The organism is Pantoea sp. MHSD4, from assembly GCF_021043305.1.
In the GTDB taxonomy this organism is placed as follows: domain Bacteria; phylum Pseudomonadota; class Gammaproteobacteria; order Enterobacterales; family Enterobacteriaceae; genus Pantoea; species Pantoea eucalypti.
Window position 1 is genome coordinate 1 of the sequence record NZ_JAJNDH010000007.1, and the last position, 17,689, is coordinate 17,689.

14 protein-coding genes are annotated in these 17,689 nt (G+C 56.3%); 6 read left to right on the forward strand and 8 right to left on the reverse strand.

The window, feature by feature from the left end:
• Positions 1-296 precede the first annotated feature (296 nt).
• Positions 297-1,697 (forward strand): multidrug transporter subunit MdtD, encoded by a 1,401-nt coding sequence (gene mdtD, locus LQK91_RS18385; RefSeq protein WP_003849472.1) that lies wholly within the window; start codon positions 297-299, stop codon positions 1,695-1,697.
• On the opposite strand, the gene rbsR is transcribed toward mdtD, so the two are convergent.
• The 7 genes from rbsR to LQK91_RS18420 form a co-directional block, all read right to left on the reverse strand.
• On the reverse strand, positions 1,694-2,677 hold the full coding sequence (rbsR, locus tag LQK91_RS18390) for a ribose operon transcriptional repressor RbsR (protein ID WP_105099983.1): 984 nt from the start codon (positions 2,675-2,677) through the stop codon (positions 1,694-1,696). The two genes, mdtD and rbsR, sit on opposite strands and share 4 nt — an antisense overlap.
• Positions 2,678-2,690: 13 nt before the next feature.
• Positions 2,691-3,620, reverse strand: a complete 930-nt coding sequence (gene rbsK / locus LQK91_RS18395; protein ID WP_008926365.1) for a ribokinase — start codon at positions 3,618-3,620, stop codon at positions 2,691-2,693.
• A gap of 62 nt (positions 3,621-3,682) precedes the next feature.
• The gene (rbsB, locus tag LQK91_RS18400) at positions 3,683-4,558 is read right to left on the reverse strand and encodes a ribose ABC transporter substrate-binding protein RbsB (RefSeq protein WP_105099984.1); all 876 of its coding nucleotides are present in this window, start codon (positions 4,556-4,558) and stop codon (positions 3,683-3,685) included.
• A 25-nt stretch (positions 4,559-4,583) separates the two neighbouring features.
• Positions 4,584-5,555: a ribose ABC transporter permease gene (rbsC, locus tag LQK91_RS18405; protein ID WP_003849479.1), complete on the reverse strand. Its 972-nt coding sequence runs from the start codon at positions 5,553-5,555 to the stop codon at positions 4,584-4,586.
• Positions 5,552-7,060, reverse strand: a complete 1,509-nt coding sequence (gene rbsA, locus LQK91_RS18410) for a ribose ABC transporter ATP-binding protein RbsA (protein ID WP_105099985.1) — start codon at positions 7,058-7,060, stop codon at positions 5,552-5,554. Before rbsA ends, rbsC begins: the two co-directional genes overlap by 4 nt.
• Before the next feature lie 7 nt (positions 7,061-7,067).
• The gene (rbsD, locus tag LQK91_RS18415; protein ID WP_003849483.1) at positions 7,068-7,487 is read right to left on the reverse strand and encodes a D-ribose pyranase; all 420 of its coding nucleotides are present in this window, start codon (positions 7,485-7,487) and stop codon (positions 7,068-7,070) included.
• Positions 7,488-7,669: 182 nt separating this feature from the next.
• Positions 7,670-8,077, reverse strand: a complete 408-nt coding sequence (locus LQK91_RS18420; RefSeq protein WP_003849484.1) for a YgiW/YdeI family stress tolerance OB fold protein — start codon at positions 8,075-8,077, stop codon at positions 7,670-7,672.
• A gap of 161 nt (positions 8,078-8,238) precedes the next feature.
• Between LQK91_RS18420 and qseB the strand changes: the two genes are divergently transcribed.
• Both qseB and qseC read left to right on the forward strand, forming a co-directional pair.
• On the forward strand, positions 8,239-8,910 hold the full coding sequence (gene qseB, locus LQK91_RS18425; protein ID WP_003849485.1) for a quorum sensing response regulator transcription factor QseB: 672 nt from the start codon (positions 8,239-8,241) through the stop codon (positions 8,908-8,910).
• The gene (gene qseC, locus LQK91_RS18430; RefSeq protein WP_105099986.1) at positions 8,898-10,253 is read left to right on the forward strand and encodes a quorum sensing histidine kinase QseC; all 1,356 of its coding nucleotides are present in this window, start codon (positions 8,898-8,900) and stop codon (positions 10,251-10,253) included. Before qseB ends, qseC begins: the two co-directional genes overlap by 13 nt.
• Before the next feature lie 15 nt (positions 10,254-10,268).
• On the opposite strand, the gene kup is transcribed toward qseC, so the two are convergent.
• The gene (gene kup, locus LQK91_RS18435) at positions 10,269-12,137 is read right to left on the reverse strand and encodes a low affinity potassium transporter Kup (RefSeq protein WP_003849489.1); all 1,869 of its coding nucleotides are present in this window, start codon (positions 12,135-12,137) and stop codon (positions 10,269-10,271) included.
• A gap of 291 nt (positions 12,138-12,428) precedes the next feature.
• On the opposite strand from kup, the gene ravA reads away from it, so the two are divergent.
• The 3 genes from ravA to ovoA all read left to right on the forward strand — a co-directional run bounded on the left by ravA (position 12,429) and on the right by ovoA (position 17,592).
• Positions 12,429-13,925 (forward strand): ATPase RavA, encoded by a 1,497-nt coding sequence (gene ravA, locus LQK91_RS18440; RefSeq protein WP_033743354.1) that lies wholly within the window; start codon positions 12,429-12,431, stop codon positions 13,923-13,925.
• A complete protein-coding gene (gene viaA / locus LQK91_RS18445; RefSeq protein WP_003849492.1) occupies positions 13,922-15,382 on the forward strand; it encodes an ATPase RavA stimulator ViaA in 1,461 nt (486 codons plus the stop codon). The genes ravA and viaA overlap by 4 nt, the downstream gene beginning before the upstream one ends.
• A 71-nt stretch (positions 15,383-15,453) precedes the next feature.
• Positions 15,454-17,592, forward strand: a complete 2,139-nt coding sequence (gene ovoA / locus LQK91_RS18450) for a 5-histidylcysteine sulfoxide synthase (RefSeq protein ID WP_039658681.1) — start codon at positions 15,454-15,456, stop codon at positions 17,590-17,592.
• Positions 17,593-17,689: the final 97 nt, after the last annotated feature.

A 17,689-nucleotide genomic window follows, 5' to 3' on the forward strand; every position in this document is an offset into this window, starting at 1 on the left:
ATTTCAGAAGTTTTTCTCCGGCGGCGCAGTCCCCTGTGCCTCTCAACCCGCTTCCCGTTGCCGGTGTTCCGTGTCGATGGAGGCGCATTATAGGGAGTTTCCTCAGGCTGACAAGTGTTTCTTCGAATTAATTTACTGAGCGCCTCTTTTTTAAACGAACGGCTTAAAAAGAGACGTTTCATGGCCGAATAACGCACAAAAGTGGCAACGAAACGTTGTAAAGAGACCTGCCGTTGCCGATTGCGGGTGCTATTATTTTGCTTCTTCTCGCAGGATAACCCCAGGAAGGACACTCAATGATAAAATCCGCGCGCAGCATGGCTGGTTTGCCATGGATAGCTGCTATGGCCTTTTTCATGCAGTCACTCGACGCCACCATACTGAACACTGCCCTGCCCGCTATCGCCACCAGCCTCGACCGTTCTCCCCTTGCCATGCAATCCGCCGTCATCAGTTACACCCTGACTGTCGCTATGCTGATTCCGGTCAGCGGCTGGCTCGCCGATCGCTTCGGCACGCGCAAAGTGTTTATTGTGGCGGTATCGCTGTTCACCCTTGGCTCACTGGCTTGTGCACTCTCACCGACGCTTTCGGTGCTGGTCATGTCGCGCATCGTACAGGGCGTCGGTGGCGCAATGATGATGCCGGTCGCGCGACTGGCACTGTTACGTGCCTATCCACGCAGTGAACTGCTGCCGGTACTCAACTTTGTGACCATGCCAGGTTTAGTCGGGCCGATACTGGGCCCGATGCTGGGTGGCGTACTCGTCACTTACGCCACCTGGCACTGGATCTTCCTGATTAATATCCCGATTGGCATTCTCGGCATTATCTACGCACGCAAATATATGCCGGACTTCACCACACCTAAGCGCCGCTTCGACTTTTTCGGCTTCATATTATTCGGGGCTGGACTCGTGATGATCTCGATTGGGATTGAGCTGTTCGGTGAGCGGATTGTTTCTGCCTGGCTGGCCGGCGGGATATTACTCAGCGGGATCGTGCTTTTACTCCTCTATATAGTGCATGCCCGAAATCACCCTTCACCGCTGATCAACCTGCCGATGTTTAAAACCCGGACCTTCTCAGTCGGCATCGTCGGCAACATTGCCTCTCGTCTCGGCACCGGCTGTGTGCCCTTTCTGATGCCGCTTATGTTACAGGTTGGATTTGGCTTTTCCGCGATCATTGCAGGCTGCATGATGGCGCCAACCGCCCTGGGTTCGATTCTGGCGAAGTCGACGGTGACACAACTCCTGCGCTGGCTGGGCTACCGCCGTCTGCTGGTCGGCATTACCGCCATTATTGGCATCCTGATCGCCAGCTTCTCCCTGCAGTCACCCGCTGAAAGTATCTTCGTACTATTGCTTCCACTGTTTATTCTCGGCATGGCGATGTCTACGCAATTCACCGCCATGAACACCATTACGCTGGCCGACCTGAATGATGATAACGCCAGCGGCGGAAATAGCGTGCTGGCAGTAACGCAGCAATTAGCGATCAGTTTTGGTGTGGCCGTCAGCGCTGCGGTGCTGCGCTTTTATCAGGAGTTTGAAACCAGCACCATTTCACAGTTCCATGCCACGTTTCTGACTATGGGTATCGTTACCGTACTTTCGGCGCTGACCTTTATGCTGCTGAAAAACGGGGATGGACGTAATCTGATCAGCAATCGTGACAAGAAGAAAAAGCGCTAAACCGACCCCCGCACCACCAGTTCCGGCGTCAGCACCAGCGTTTGCTGACTGGCGTCGGGATCGCTGAGACGATGAATTAAGGTGTCTATCGCCAGTTCACCCAGCGCATCTTTCGGCTGATGGATGGTACTCAGTGGTGGAGTGAGATAACGCGCCAGTTCAATATCGTCATATCCCATCACCGCCATCTGCTGCGGAATCCCCATCCCGGCCTGATAGAGCGCGTGATAAACGCCGACCGCCATTGCATCGTTACTGGTGAAGACGGCTTCTGGCGGCGTTTCCAGCGCCAGCAGTTCGACCATCCCGTTGTAGCCCCCCTGAAATTCAAAATCACCATTCACCACATAGCCGGGCAGAATCTCCAGGCCACTCTTTGTCATGGCGTTGCGATAACCTTCCAGGCGCATACGCGCAGGGGTTTTATCCTGTGGACCGGCGATACAGGCTATACGGGTATAACCGCAGTCGATGAGATGCTGAGTAGCCAGTTCGCCGCCCAGCAGCGCGTTATCCTGAATAATGTCACCGCGGCCTTCAAAGGGTGCCCAGTCCATCATCACCGTAGGTATAGAAGGATAACGGTTCAGAATATCTGCCGAAGGCAGGTGACTTTCAGTGCACATCATCAGCAAACCATCGACACGCTTCTGCATCAACGTTTCCAGGCTGCGATTCATTCGCTCCTCGTCACCCGCCGTGTTACAGAGAATCAGGCTATAGCCACGCTGATAGCAGCTCTCCTCCACACCGCGCACCACTTCGGCATAAAAGGGGTTACTACTGGTGGTCAGCAGCATACCGATGGTGTGGGTCTGATTAATTTTCAGACTGCGTGCCAGCGCAGAAGGGGCATAGTTGAGATGACGTATCGCCTGCTCAACTTTTTCGCGCACGCCATCACTGACAAAGCGATTGTTATTGATCACGTGCGAGACAGTTGAGGTAGAGACGCCCGCCAGGCGAGCAACATCTTTCATGGTGCTCAAATGCTTAGCCCTGCTGCTGCAAAAAATCATCGATCTCCGTGCGCCACGGCACGGAGGGCTGTGCACCCGGTCGCGTAACGGCAATAGCGGCGGCGGCATGGGCAAATCGCACCGCGTCGTACATTGGCTTCTGCTCCAGTCGCGCGGTAATAAAGGCACCGTTAAAGGTGTCACCCGCCGCGATGGTGTCGATAGCTTTAACACTGAAGCCTGCAATACGCTGACCTTCTCCCCGCTCGCTCAGCCAGACGCCGCGGCGACCAAGCGTAATCAGTACCGTGCCGATGCCTTTGGCATGCAGCACTTCCGCAGCGCGTGCCGCATCTTCATCGCTGTTGACTGCAATGCCGGTCAGGCTCTCGGCTTCGGTCTCATTCGGCGTAATAATATCGATTAATGCCAGCAGTTCATCTGAAAGAGAGGTAGCGGGAGCCGGATTGAGGATAACCTGCGTATGATGCTGCCGGGCAAGCGTCGCAGCGGCCAGTACGCTTTCCAGTGGTGATTCCAGCTGCATTAATAGTGCATCAGCATCGGCGATGACATGCTGATGACGCGCCACGCAATCGGGTGTTAACGCCGCATTGGCACCAGAGTAAATGCCAATGTTGTTCTCACCGTCACCGTTGACGAAAATCATTGCCACACCGGTCGACTCGCCCTCGACCACCTCGACTGGCGTGGTATCAATATTGTCCTGCGTAAGCTGCTCACGAATACGTTTACCCATGTCGTCAGCGCCCACACAGGCGATAAATGCGATATCGGCACCGGCACGACCAGCGGCTACCGCCTGATTTGCACCTTTACCGCCAAACGCAATCTGATAATTCTGCCCGATCACCGTTTCACCGGGACGAGGAAAGTGCGCCAGATTAAGGATGTGGTCAGCGTTGATGCTGCCAAGAACGGCCAGTTTTGCGTTTTTGCTCATTAGGGGAGTCCGGAATAAGTGCGCCACCGGGAGGGTGGCGCGGTGCCCTGCTTTTCTTTGAGTTATTGAGTGACCAGCTTCAGGTCGACCGGATTGACCGCCTGCACTTTTTCACCCTTCAGCACTTTATCAGCGGTATCCACGCCGATCATGCCAATTTTTTCTGGCATCTGTGCCACAGTCGCAGACAGTTTGCCAGCTTCTACCGCTTTAACGCCATCAGCCGTGCCGTCAAAGCCCACCACGATCACACCAGTTTTTCCGGCGGTCTGCAGTGCACGCAGTGCACCCAGTGCCATTTCGTCGTTCTGCGCGAATACCGCCTGAACATCCGGGTGTGCCTGCAGCAGATTCTGCATCACGTTCAGACCTTTAGTACGGTCAAAGTCAGCAGGCTGGCTGGCGAGGATCTGGAATTTATGCGCATCAGCGGCCTGTTTGAAGCCTTCGCCACGTTCACGGGCAGCAGATGTGCCGGCAATGCCCTGCAGTTCGATAATTTTGGCGTTTTCGCCCACTTTTTTGGCGATAAAGTCACCGGCCATTTTGCCGCCGAAGCGGTTGTCAGAAGCGACATGGCTGACAACGGCGCCCTGAGCTGCAACACGATCCAGGGTGATAACCGGAATCTTCGCCTGGTTAGCCATCTTCACGGCGTTACCCACGGCATCAGAGTCGGTCGGGTTGATCAGCAGCAGCTTCGTGCCGCGAACGGTCAGATCCTGCACATTCGCCAGCTCTTTCGCCGGGTTATTCTGTGAATCCAGCACCACCAGGTTGTAGCCCAGTTTATCGGCTTCTTTCTGTGCACCCTCTTTCAGCGAAACAAAGAACGGGTTGTTCAGGGTTGAGACCACCAGCGCGATGGTATCTTTTGCCATGGCGCTGGTACTGAGTGTGGCGCCGAGGATCATGGCCAGTGCGGTTAACTTTTTCATCTTGTTATCCTGTGTAAGGTCAGAGTTATTTACTGCTTTTATTATCCACCAGCACCGCCAGCAGGATGACTACCGCTTTAACGATCATCTGGTAGTAGGAAGAGACGCCCATCAGGTTCAGGCCGTTGTTCAGGAAGCCGAGAATCAGCGCGCCAATCAGGGTGCCGAAAATACGGCCTTTACCGCCGGCCAGGCTGGTTCCACCCAGCACGACCGCAGCAATTGCATCCAGTTCATAGCCGGTGCCCGCTGTCGGCTGTGCCGAAGAGAGACGCGCCACTTCAATGGTGCCCGCCAGCGCAGCCAGCATGCCACTCAGTGAATAGACGATAATTTTGACGCGATTCACATTGATGCCAGAGAGACGCGTTGCCGCTTCATTACCACCCAGTGCATAGATATAGCGGCCCAGGCGGGTGTGTTGCAGCATGTACCATGCGGCAATAAAGACCAGCGCCATCAGCCAGACCGGCGCAGGGATACCCAGTGGGCGACCAATACCAAACCAGCCCAGCAGATCGGCATTGGCACTGAAGCCGGTGTTAATCGGGCTGCCGTCGGTGTAGACCATGGTCACACCGCGCAGCAATAACATCATGACCAGCGTGGCGATAAAGGCCTGTACCTTGCCGCGTGCCACAATGGTGCCGGTCAGGCCACCGATTGCCGCGCCCAGTGCCAGCGAAGCCGCCACCGCGACCAGCGCATTGACTTCCATGCCCACCAGCGATGCACCCACTGCGCCCGTCAGGGCCAGCAAAGAACCCACAGAGAGGTCAATGCCTGAGGTCAGGATCACCAGCGTCATCCCGACGGCCATAATGGCGTTAACCGAGGTCTGCTGCAGAATGTTGAACAGGTTCGCCACGGTAAAGAAGTTCGGACTCTGGCTGGCCACCACGGCGATCAGCACCATCAGCGCAATCAGTGACTTCTGTTCCAGCAGCCAGCTTTTGCTAAACCAGCGACGGCTGGCCGGTAAAGTTTGGGTCGTCATACCACTAAATCCTCGCTGTGTTGCTTGCCTACGGCGGCTGCCATCAGGCTTTCCTGAGTGGCCTCTTCTCGGGTAAATTCGCCGCTGATACGGCCTTCATGCATCACCAGAATCCGATCGCTCATGCCCAGCACTTCCGGCATTTCCGAGGAGACCAGGATGATGCTCAGCCCTTCGGCTTTAAACTGGTTAATCAGTTGGTAGATCTCTTTCTTCGCACCGACATCCACACCGCGTGTCGGTTCATCCAGAATCAGCACGTTGGGCCGGGTCATCAGACCGCGGGCAATCGCCACTTTCTGCTGGTTGCCGCCCGAAAGCAGGCCAATCGGCTGCTCCATAGACGGCGTTTTAACATTGAACAGACGGATAAAATCGCCCACCGCCAGCTGCTCTGCTGCATGTTTCAGCGTGCCGCTGCCGTGACTGAAATAGCGCAAGGCCGTCAGAGACATGTTCTCTTTTACTGACATGCCCAACACCAGGCCATCACGCTTACGATCTTCGGAGATATAGACGATGCCATTCGCCAGTCCATCCTGCGGAGAACGCGTCACGACTTCCCGGCCATTGAGCCACAGATTGCCTTCGCGACGCGGCAATGCGCCGTACAGCACCTTCATCAGTTCGGTACGCCCCGCACCCATCAGGCCGGAAACGCCGAGGATTTCACCTTTGCGCAGGCTGAAGCTGACGTTCTCTACACCTGGTCCGCTCACGTTCTTCACTTTCAGTCGCACATCGCCTGGCGCCTGATCGATATGAGGATATTGATCTTCCAGCTTACGTCCGACCATCATCTCGATGAGGCTCTCTTCGGTCAGCTCGCTGACCGGACGTTCAGCAATAAACTGGCCGTCGCGGAACACCGTGACGTCATCGCAGATCTCAAAGATCTCTTTCATGCGATGCGAGATATAGACGATGCCGCAGCCCTGCGCTTTCAGTTCGTTGATCACGCGGAATAGAGACAGCGTCTCGGTATCGGTCAGCGCATCGGTCGGTTCATCCATAATGATGACCTGTGATTCGAAGCTCAGGACTTTGGCGATTTCGACCATTTGCTGATCGCCAATCGACAGATCCCCGACCAGCTTGTGGCTGTTAAAGCGCAGACTAAGACGTTTAAGCAGCGCATCCGCTTCGGCATACATACGCGGCCACTGAATACGGCCAAAACGACCTACATATTCGCGACCGAGAAAGATATTCTCCGCCACGGTTAACTGAGGGATCAGGTTCAGTTCCTGATGGATGATGCCAATGCCCGCTTCCTGAGACGCTTTCGGTCCACTGAAACGGGTCTCTTTGCCGAGCCAGCGCAGCGTACCGGCATCATATTGATAGATCCCGGTCAGCACTTTCATCATGGTGGACTTGCCTGCGCCATTCTCGCCCACCAGCGCCATCACGCGTCCTGCCCGAACATTCAGCGATGCACCCTTGAGGGCTTTCACACCCGGAAAGGATTTTTCAATGCCGTCGAGTTGCAGTAAAGGTTGCATAGCGGCCTCAGAAGGTCACACCGGCGCTGAGGATGACATTCGCAAACGGAGAACACTCTCCGCTGCGAATGACCGCCTGACTACGCTGCGTTTGTTGTTTGAATTGTTCATGACTGGTGTAGCTGATGGTGATGATATTCCCCTGGTGCTGTTGCAAGGCTTCGAGCACAGCGACAAGCGCACTATGAAGTTGCGGATTATGCTGCTTAATCTCTTCCGCGATCAGGGCGCTCTCTACCTGCATCTCCAGTGCGACAGCATTCACCACCTGCATAAAATCGGGCGTACCCGGCGTGAGCGCTAAGTCGATACGCTGCGGTCCTGCCGGAATCGGCAAGCCTGCATCGGCAATCGTCAGCGTATCCGTGTGTCCCAGGCGGGCAATCACATGAGAGAGTTCAGCGTTTAACAAGCGACCTTTTTTCATCTTTTCACTCCACAGCGAAACGTTTCGCTGATGGGAGTGTATGAAAAGGCGCCATCAACTCAACGGGCAAAGAAGAAATCTGTGATCGCCATCGAAACGTTTCGCTCACGCGAGGGGAAATTTGCATTAAGGCGGGGAACGGGCAGAAAAAAGGGCCGCAAATGCGACCCTGAAGCAAAAGATTAAGGCAGCTTTTTAACCTGCTTAACGTCCATCTCAATGCTGTTGAAATCTTTATCCAGTTCGCCCGTGAGCTCTACGTTATCTTTGGGCGTGATTGTCTGGCCGTTCCAGTGCTTGTGGTCGATTTCGACTTTCATGGTGCCGGTCTGGTCGCGGAACAGATAATCTTCTTTGCCGGTCTGTTTCTCCAGTTTGCCGCGCACGGTGATCCAGCTGTCATCTTTCATTTCTTCAGCCTGCTTCACGGTCACCACACTGGTGTGGTCTGCACTAAAGCCACCCTGTCCGGCTGCTGACTGTGTCTGCGTGGCTGGCGCGCTGGGATCAACAAATCCGCCCTGCTGCGCAGCGAAAACCGGGGCGGAAGCCAGCATAACGACGGCCAGAATTGCAGCATGCTTTTTCATGGTGTACCTCTTTTCAGTGGTGTTTTCGGTTTGAATACGCCCAGTTGACCACAGAGTTCTTAACAGCTTCTTAAGCGTTAAAAATAAGCGATTTTCGCCGAAATCAGCTGTACACCAGGGAAGTTGCTTCGTATAAAGCGCTATCGGAACAGGGAGACGTGATGCGTATTTTACTGATTGAAGACGATCGCTTAATTGGCGACGGTATCAAAGCGGGGCTAAGTAAGCTGGGCTTTAGCGTTGACTGGTTTATGTCTGGTGAGTCCGGCTTTAACGCGCTGGAGGCCGCCCCCTGGGATGCGGTGATTCTGGATCTTTCACTGCCCGAGCGGGATGGACTCGATATCCTGCGGGAGTGGCGACAGCAGGGCAACGATGTGCCGGTACTGATACTGACCGCCCGCGATGCGCTCGATCAGCGGGTCAAAGGCCTGCAGCTGGGCGCTGATGACTATCTATGCAAGCCTTTTGCCTTAACCGAAGTGGCCGCTCGCTTACAGGCGCTGATCCGCCGCCGTCACGGCCAGCTGCAGCCCGAACTCCGTCACGGTAACGTGGTGCTGATCCCCGGCAGCCACAGTGTGATGCGCGAGGGTGAGACGATTGCGTTGAAAAGTCGTGAACTGGCGCTGCTGGAACTCTTTATGCGCAATCCAGGCCGGGTGCTGACGCGTAGCCAGCTGGAAGAGAAGCTCTACAGCTGGGACGCCGACGTCTCCAGCAATGCGGTGGAAGTGCATATCCATCATCTGCGTAAAAAGCTGGGCAGCACATTTATCCGCACGTTGCATGGCGTCGGTTATACGCTGGGGGCCGCCGAATGCGATCAATGAGTCTGTTTCTGCGGCTGGGCATCGGTTTTGTGCTGCTGCTCGGCCTCTGCTGGGCCAGTGCCAGCCTGAGTGCCTGGCATCAGACGCGTGAAACCCTGGATGAGCTCTTTGATACCCAGCAGATGCTGCTGGCTAAGCGTCTGCTGACGCTGGATTTCTCCTCGCTGGACAATACCACACTGCCCAGAACCAAAGAGATGCTGCGCCACCATCGTGGCGAACAGGATGATGATGCACTGGCCTTTGCTGTCTTCACGCGTGACGGCAGGCAGGTGATGAATGATGGCGACAACGGCCGTTATCTGCCGTTTGAGGCGGAGCATCAGGGATTTCATGAAGGGCAGCTCACCAATGACGACGATAGCTGGCGATTTGTCTGGCTGACCACGCCTGATAAGCAGTTCCGGGTGGTGGTGGGCCAGGAGTCGGAATACCGCGATGACATGACGCGGGATCTGATGAAGGCCAGCATGTTGCCCTGGCTAATCGCGCTGCCTTTAATGTTGCTTCTGCTTATCGGTCTGGTCTGGTCTGAACTGCGGCCGCTGAAGACGCTGGCAAAACAACTGGCGCAGCGTTCGGCCGATGATGATACGCCGCTACAGCCAGACCGCGTGCCAAAAGAGGTGCAACCGCTGATGGTCGCGCTCAATGGTCTGTTCAGCCGCATTAGCGCCATGATGCAGCGTGAACGCCGCTTTACCTCCGATGCCGCGCATGAACTGCGCAGTCCGCTGGCCGCGCTGCAGGTGCAAAGCGAAGTGATCCAGCTGACTGCAGATGACGAAGTCATGCGAACCCATGCGCTGCAGCAGCTGGATGCCGGGATTGTCCGCGCAACGCGGCTGGTGGATCAGCTGCTGACGCTCTCGCGGGTTGAAGCCGATGATGTGCGCAGCGCCTTCGAACCTGTGTCGCTGAAACGCACGGTGCAGGAGACGCTCGCCGCACAGCTGCCTCTGGCGGACAAAAACGGTGTGACGCTGCGCCTTCTCGCAGAGGCCGATCCGCTGATTCAGGGGCATCCGCTGTTACTGTCACTGCTGGTGCGGAATCTGCTGGATAACGCCATTCGCTACACGCCTGCGGGCAGTGAGGTTGATGTGCGGTTGCAGGCAAACAGCCTGTCGGTGGAGGATAATGGCGAGGGTCTGAGTGCAGCGGATCTGCAACGGCTCGGAGAACGTTTCTGGCGACCGCCGGGCCAGGAGAAGAGTGGTAGCGGGCTGGGATTGTCGATAGTCCGCAACATTGCCCAGTTGCACGGAATGCAGGTCACCTTCAGCCAGCGATCCGGCGGCGGATTATGCGTCACGCTGCGCTGGTCAGCGCCCGCCCCGTAAGGCGGACGCTGCAGATCAAATCTCGACCTGAGTGCCCAGCTCGATCACCCGGTTTGGGGGGATCTCAAACTGGTCTGGCGCACGGAGCGCATTGCGCTGCAGCGCCAGGAAGAGTTTGCCGCGCAGGCGCAGATACCACGGACGTTTGCCGATAATCAGCGATTCATGTGACATGAAGAACGACGTCTCCATCATGCGGCAGTTAAGACCTTCCAGACCGCAGCGGTGGAAAATCTCCTCGACGTTTGGCGTTTCGCGCCAGCCGTAGCTCGCCACCACGCGCCAGAAAGTCGGCGACAGCTGCTCAATAGTGACGCGACGCACGTTGTGCACGTAAGGCGCATCTTCAGTTCGCAACGTCAGCAGCACCACCCGCTCATGCAACACTTTGTTATGCTTGAGGTTATGCAGCATGGCAAATGGAATCACATTCAGTGCACGTGACATATAGACCGCCGTGCCCGGTACGCGAACCGGCGGCGATTTCTCCAGTGACGCGATCATTGCCTCCAGGGAGTTGCCATGTTCGTGCATACGGCGCAGCAGGCGGAAACGCTCGCTTTTCCACGTCGTCATAATGATAAACATCACCAGGCCGAGACAGAGCGGCAACCAGCCACCGGAGAAGATTTTCACCAGGTTGGCGGTAAACAGCGGCACGTCAATGCAGAGCATTAATACCAGGATGACGGCAACCGCCAGCTTGTTCCAGTGCCAGTTTTTAACCGCCACGGTGCAGGAGAGCATCGCCGTCAGCACCATGGTGCCAGTCACCGCAATACCGTAGGCGGCAGCCAGATTACTTGAATGCTCAAAGCTGATAATCACAATCAGCACCGCGAAATAGAGCACCCAGTTGATTACCGGAATATAAATCTGACCCGATTCACGCTCAGAGGTGTGGATGATGCGCATACCTGGTAGATAGCCCAGTCGCACCGCCTGACGCGTCAGCGAGAAGACACCAGAGATCACCGCCTGCGAGGCGATAACGGTGGCCAGGGTCGCCAGAATCAGCATTGGGATCAGCGCCCATTCCGGCGCCAGCAGGAAGAAGGGGTTTTTAATCGCTTTAGGGTCGCTGAGTAACAGCGCACCCTGACCAAAATAGTTCAGTGCCAGCGACGGCAGTACCACCGAGAACCAGGCCAGTCGAATCGGCACTTTACCGAAGTGCCCCATATCGGCATAGAGCGCTTCAACCCCGGTAATCGCCAGCACCACCGCGCCAAGCGCGAAGAATGAGACAGATTTATAGTGCACGAAGAATTCGACCGCATAAGCGGGATTCAGCGCATGCAGCACTTCCGGATTTTTCATGATGCCGCTGACCCCAAGGATCGCCAGCACAAGGAACCAGACCAGCATCACCGGCGCGAAGAGTTTGCCCACCATGCCGGTGCCATGTTTCTGAATCGCAAACAGCAGCGTCAGCACCGCAATCGACATCGGCACGATAAAAGGATCCAGCGACGGCGCGGCAATCTCCAGGCCTTCAATAGCGGACATCACCGAAATGGCTGGCGTGATCACCACTTCCCCATAGAAGAAGCTGCCCCCAATCAGGCCCATGATCACCAGTACTGCCGTGGCCCGCGCACCGGTATGGCGTCCAGCCAGCGACATCAGTGTCAGTATCCCGCCTTCACCGGCGTTGTCGGCACGCATCACATAGCTGATGTATTTCAGTGAGACCACCAGCACCAGCAGCCAGAAAATCAGCGACAGAAAGCCAAACACCGCTTCCCGCTCAACGCCGAAGCCAAACTGTCCGGAGAGACATTCACGCAAGGTATACAGCGGACTGGTGCCGATATCCCCGTAAACAACACCAATGGCGGCCAGCGTTAATCCGCGAAGTGACTGCTTATTATCCGAGCTCATAGAGTTATCTTTTGTTGGAGTCTAAGAGGCGCGAAAACCCCTCGCTCAGGCCATCAAAAAGCGCACAGTATGCACGGTTTAGCGAAAATTCCTATACCCGCTTCGCCTCGCTGGCAGGGTAACGGGGTCACTTCTGGCGATAAAGCGTTAATTAGCGTTGCTTTTAATCCAGGCAAACCTTCTGAAACAAAAAAGCTGACAGCTATCAACGCTTTCACGCATGATGATCTATAGAGTAAAGCGCTTGCTTAAGCGCGGCGGCCCGACGATCGTAAGGACAGTGAAGTGATTATGGCTCAACCCCATCTTTTGGCAGAAAGAATTTCTCGCCTCAGCAATGCGTTAGAAAAAGGATTGTATGAGCGGCATCATGCCATACGCCTTTGCCTGCTCGCGGCGCTGAGTGGTGAAAGTGTGTTCCTGCTGGGACCGCCAGGCATCGCCAAGAGCCTGATTGCCCGTCGCCTCAAATATGCCTTTCAGCACGCCCGCGCTTTTGAATATCTGATGACCCGTTTCTCCACACCGGAAGAGGTGTTTGGTCCGCTCTCCATTCAGGCGCTGAAAGATGAAGGGCGCTATCAGCGTCTGACCAAAGGGTATCTGCCCGACGCCGAGATTGTTTTTCTGGATGAGATCTGGAAAGCGGGGCCGGCGATTCTCAATACGCTGCTGACAGCTATTAATGAGCGCCGCTTCCGCAATGGCGACAGCGAAGAGACCATCCCGATGCGGCTGCTGGTCACCGCCTCCAATGAACTGCCGGAAGCGGATAGCGGTCTTGAAGCGCTCTATGATCGGATGCTGATCCGCCTGTGGCTGGATAATGTGCATGAGAAACAGAACTTCCGCAGCATGCTGACGCACCAGCAGGATGAGCACACCAATCCGGTCGCGGAGTCCCTGCGCATCAGTGATGAAGAGTATGCACAGTGGCAGCTCGGCATCAGCCAGGTCAGTCTGCCCGATGCGGTGTTTGAGCTGATTTATCAGCTGCGTCAGCAGCTGGAGAGCCAGCCCGCCGCGCCTTACATTTCCGATCGTCGCTGGAAAAAAGCGATTCATCTGTTGCAGGCCAGCGCCTTCTATAGCGGTCGCAACACCATTGCACCGATAGACCTGATCCTGCTGAAAGATTGTCTCTGGCATGACGTTGCGTCCATGCAACTGCTGGAGCGCGAAATCGACCTGTTAATGACGCAGCACGCCTGGCAGCAGCAACCGATGCTGATGAAACTGCAGCAGATCAAAGCTCGCCGCATGGCCCTCCAGCAACAGCAGAGCATCGCGCAGGCAATCACCCTGGAAAAACACAGCGGCATGTTCAGCCGCAAACCCCATTACGATCTGCCAGAAAGCTTTACCGATGAGCAACTGACGCTGATGCTGCAAAAACCGCTGATGCTGCATGATATGCAGGTAAGTCATCTGGTGATCGCGCGTGATGCCCTGAATCAGTGGCTGCAAAAAGGCGGCGAGGTTCGCGGCAGGCTCAATGGGATTGGCTTTGCGCAGAGCCTGGATTTACACGTGGATGCACAGCATTGTCTGGCTATCCGTGATGTCAGCCTGCAATCGTCGCGCCTGACACTGCCAGGCGTCAGCAGCAGCGAGCCGCTGCCCGGTGAAATCACCGACGCGCTGGATGCACTGGAGAGTGAACTGCGGTCGCAGCGACATCAGTTCAGTCAGCATCAGCGCTGCCTGTTTATCAGTGATGACTGGCTGGCGCGGGTTGAAACCAGTCTGCAGGATGTGGCGGAACAGCTGAAACAGGCGCGTAAATGATCTCAGTGGAGACGCTCAGCACACTGCTCTCAGTGGGGGAAACCGAACTGATTGAAGAGCTGATCATTGCTCTGCTGGCGTCGCCCCAGCTTGCGCTGTTTTTTGAAAAGTTTCCCGGGCTGAAGAAAGCGCTGCTGCGCGATATACCGCGCTGGCGAGCCGAAATCACAGCCGATCTCAAAGCCACACCGGTTCCGGCCACGCTGGCCGAAGAGTTTCAGCTGTTCCAGCGGGTACAACTTCTCAGCGATCGTGACTTCAGCCACCAGCTGAATGCCACACTTCAGGCACTTGAAAGCCTGCCGTCCCCCTTTCTGGATGAAGCTAACCGGCTGCTGCAACATACCGATATCGCTCATCTCAGCAGCGCGCAGCACCAACTTTTTCTGCAGCGCTGGCGGCTGAGCCTGACCTTACAGACGCTGACGCTGAATCAGCAGTTGCTGGAACAGCAGCGCGAACGTCTGCTGGCGGAACTGCAGCAGCGCATGGCACTGAGCGGCCAGCTGGCACCGATTCTGGGCGACGATGATGAAGCTGCCGCGGGTCGGTTGTGGGACATGAGTAAAGCGTCACTGCAGCCTGGCGACTATCAGTTGATGCTGCAATATGGTGACTTTCTGGCTCAGCAGCCGGAGCTGCTGAAACTGGCCCAGCAGCTGGGTCGCAGCCGCGAGGCAAAATCGGTGCCGTCGCAGGATGCGCCAATGGAAGCTTTTCACCATCTGGTGCAGGAGCCTGCGTCCGTGCCGGAAGAGGTCAGCGGCATTCATCAGAGCGATGACGTGCTGCGTCTGCTGCCGCCGGAGTTAGCCGCGCTGAGCATCAGCGAACTGGAGCTGGAATTTTACCGGCGGCTGGTCGAGAAACGGCTACTGACCTACAAGCTGCAGGGCGATGCCTGGCATGAAAAGGTGACGATGCGTCCGGCCAGCCACCAGCAACATGAAGAGCAGCCACGCGGGCCATTTATCGTCTGCGTTGATACCTCCGGTTCGATGGGTGGCTTCAATGAGCGCTGTGCCAAAGCGTTTTGTCTGGCGCTACTGAAGGTCGCGCTGGCCGACCGTCGTCGCTGCTACATCATGCTCTTTGCCCATGAGGTGATTGGCTATGAGCTGACCGGTGATGACGGGCTGGAACAGGCGATTCGTTTTCTCAGTCAACGTTTTCGCGGCGGCACCGATCTGGCTGCCTGTCTATCCTCTGTTGTCACCCGCATGGAAGGCGCACTGTGGCAGGAAGCCGATGCGGTGATCGTCTCCGATTTTATTGCCCAGCGTCTGCCGGAAGAGGTGATCGGGGCGATTAAAAAGCGTCAGCGACACAATCAGCAACGTTTTCATGCCGTGGCGATGTCGACCCACGGGAAACCAGGTATTCTGCGCATCTTTGACCATATCTGGCGCTTCGATACCGGCATGAAAAGCCGCCTGCTACGCCACTGGCGCCGTTAAGTCATCTGACAGAAAAGCTTCTTTGCTATAGTAAATTACCGTTTCACTTACTCAGCAATCTGGAGCTTCCTGTGACGCTTGCTCAACCTCACCGCGATTTGCCTGCCCCGACGCGGACGTTATTGCTCTCCGGCCAGAACATAGAACAAAAACGTGCCGAGTTGCTGGCCTATTTTCATCAGACCTGGGAACAGTATGAAAGTCTGTTCACCTGTCTGGCCGATTCAAAGGCCTGGTTTACGAAAGCCATTCCGCTGCGCCATCCGTTGATCTTCTATTTTGGCCACACCGCTACCTTTTACATTAATAAGCTGATGGCCGGACGCCTTATCGACGCGCGTCTGGACGATCGCATCGAAGCAATGATGGCGATTGGTGTGGATGAGATGAGCTGGGATGACCTCAACGATAGTCACTACGACTGGCCCACTATCGAAGAAGTCCGTGCATACCGCGGGCGCGTTAAAGCGCTGGTCAGCGATCTGATCCAGACCATGCCGATCACGCTGCCACTCAGCTGGGAGAGCCCGGCATGGGTGATCCTGATGGGGATTGAGCATGAGCGTATTCATCTGGAAACCTCCAGCGTGCTTATCCGCCAGCTACCCGTTGAGTGGGTCAGACCACAGGCCGCGTGGCCGGTATGTCCGATGGCACGCCACCAGCGCGAGGCTGTTCCGGCCAATACCCTGCTGCCGATGCCTGGTGGCACAATTACGCTGGGGAAAACCGACGACACCTACGGCTGGGATGTCGAGTATGGCCGCCAGCAGGTTACGCTGCAGCCGTTCCAGGCGAGCAAAATGCTGGTCAGCAACGCGGAATTTCTGGCGTTCATTGAGGCAGGCGGTTATCAGGATGCCCGCTGGTGGGATGACGAAGGCTGGGGCTGGTGTCAGTTTGCCAAAGCAGAAATGCCCACCTTCTGGGTCGGCACGCCTGCGATGCCCGATCAGCTTAAACTGCGTCTGATGTGTGAAGAGGTCGCGATGCCATGGGACTGGCCTGCCGAGGTCAATCAGCTGGAAGCGGCGGCCTTCTGCCGCTGGAAAGCGAATCAGACCGGCATGAGTGTTCAGCTCCCCTGTGAAGCGGAGTGGGCTCAGTTACGCGAACAGGTCGCGGGCGATCAGCCAGACTGGGATCGGGCGCCGGGCAACATCAACCTGGCGTACTGGGCTTCCTCCTCGCCGGTCGACCTCTTCGCCCAGGGCGAGTTCTTCGATATCGTCGGTAACGTCTGGCAGTGGACGACTACGCCGACCAATGGCTTTGAAGGCTTCAACGTTCACCCGCTGTACGATGATTTCTCCACTCCGACCTTTGATGGCAAACATTCGCTGATCAAAGGCGGCAGCTGGATCTCAACCGGCAACGAAGCGCTGAAATCAGCCCGCTATGCGTTCCGCCGCCACTTCTTCCAGCATGCCGGTTTCCGCTACGTGGTTTCCAGCCATCAGGAGACGATGGCGCCGAACCCGTATGAATCTGACGCGATGGTGTCGCAGTACCTCGACTTCCAGTATGGCCCGCGCTATTTCGGTGTGGACAACTATGCCGAAAGTCTGGTGAAGCTGGCGCTGGACTACACAACAGCACGTGGCGAAGCCCTTGATATCGGCTGTGCCACCGGACGCGCCAGTTTTGAGCTGGCTCGCCACTTTGAACGCGTCACCGGGATGGACTACTCGGCGCGCTTCATTGATGTGGCGCTGCAGCTGGCCAGCGGCGAAGACTTCCGTTATCTGCTGCCACAGGAAGGCGACCTGGTGGAGTATCGTCAGGTTCGCCTGAAAGATTTCGCACTGGAGAGCGAACTGGCGCAGCGGATTCAGTTTGTTCAGGGGGATGCCTGTAACCTCAAACCTCAGCCTGGCCGTTACGACCTGGTACTTGCCTCCAACCTGATTGATCGTCTGCGCCAGCCTGCGCGCTTCCTGCGTGATGTCACGCCGATGCTGCGTCAGGGCGGTATTCTGCTGCTCTCATCCCCTTATACCTGGCTGGAAGATTTCACACCGAAAGAGAACTGGCTGGGCGGTGTACGTGAGAACGGTGAGGCACTGACGACGCTGCAGGCACTGCAACGTCTGCTGGCGGCCGACTTCGACCTGGTCGATGAACCGCAGGATAAACCGTTTGTGATCCGCGAAACGGCCCGCAAGTTCCAGCATACGCTGGCGCAGGTCACCGTCTGGCGCAAACGCTAAGTGAACCGGCAGCGGCGCCCGTCGCTGCCGGGAGTTGCCTGAACCGTTATTTTGCTGCACATTCACCGTTGTTTACTTAAGCAGACCCATAACGAGG

Coding starts and splice junctions, on each gene's coding strand:
- mdtD (WP_003849472.1), top strand. CDS start 297: ATGATAAAATCCGCGCGCAGCATGGCTGGTTTGCCATGGATAGCTGCT.
- rbsR (WP_105099983.1), bottom strand. CDS start 2,677: ATGAAAGATGTTGCTCGCCTGGCGGGCGTCTCTACCTCAACTGTCTCG.
- rbsK (WP_008926365.1), bottom strand. CDS start 3,620: ATGAGCAAAAACGCAAAACTGGCCGTTCTTGGCAGCATCAACGCTGAC.
- rbsB (WP_105099984.1), bottom strand. CDS start 4,558: ATGAAAAAGTTAACCGCACTGGCCATGATCCTCGGCGCCACACTCAGT.
- rbsC (WP_003849479.1), bottom strand. CDS start 5,555: ATGACGACCCAAACTTTACCGGCCAGCCGTCGCTGGTTTAGCAAAAGC.
- rbsA (WP_105099985.1), bottom strand. CDS start 7,060: ATGCAACCTTTACTGCAACTCGACGGCATTGAAAAATCCTTTCCGGGT.
- rbsD (WP_003849483.1), bottom strand. CDS start 7,487: ATGAAAAAAGGTCGCTTGTTAAACGCTGAACTCTCTCATGTGATTGCC.
- LQK91_RS18420 (WP_003849484.1), bottom strand. CDS start 8,077: ATGAAAAAGCATGCTGCAATTCTGGCCGTCGTTATGCTGGCTTCCGCC.
- qseB (WP_003849485.1), top strand. CDS start 8,239: ATGCGTATTTTACTGATTGAAGACGATCGCTTAATTGGCGACGGTATC.
- qseC (WP_105099986.1), top strand. CDS start 8,898: ATGCGATCAATGAGTCTGTTTCTGCGGCTGGGCATCGGTTTTGTGCTG.
- kup (WP_003849489.1), bottom strand. CDS start 12,137: ATGAGCTCGGATAATAAGCAGTCACTTCGCGGATTAACGCTGGCCGCC.
- ravA (WP_033743354.1), top strand. CDS start 12,429: ATGGCTCAACCCCATCTTTTGGCAGAAAGAATTTCTCGCCTCAGCAAT.
- viaA (WP_003849492.1), top strand. CDS start 13,922: ATGATCTCAGTGGAGACGCTCAGCACACTGCTCTCAGTGGGGGAAACC.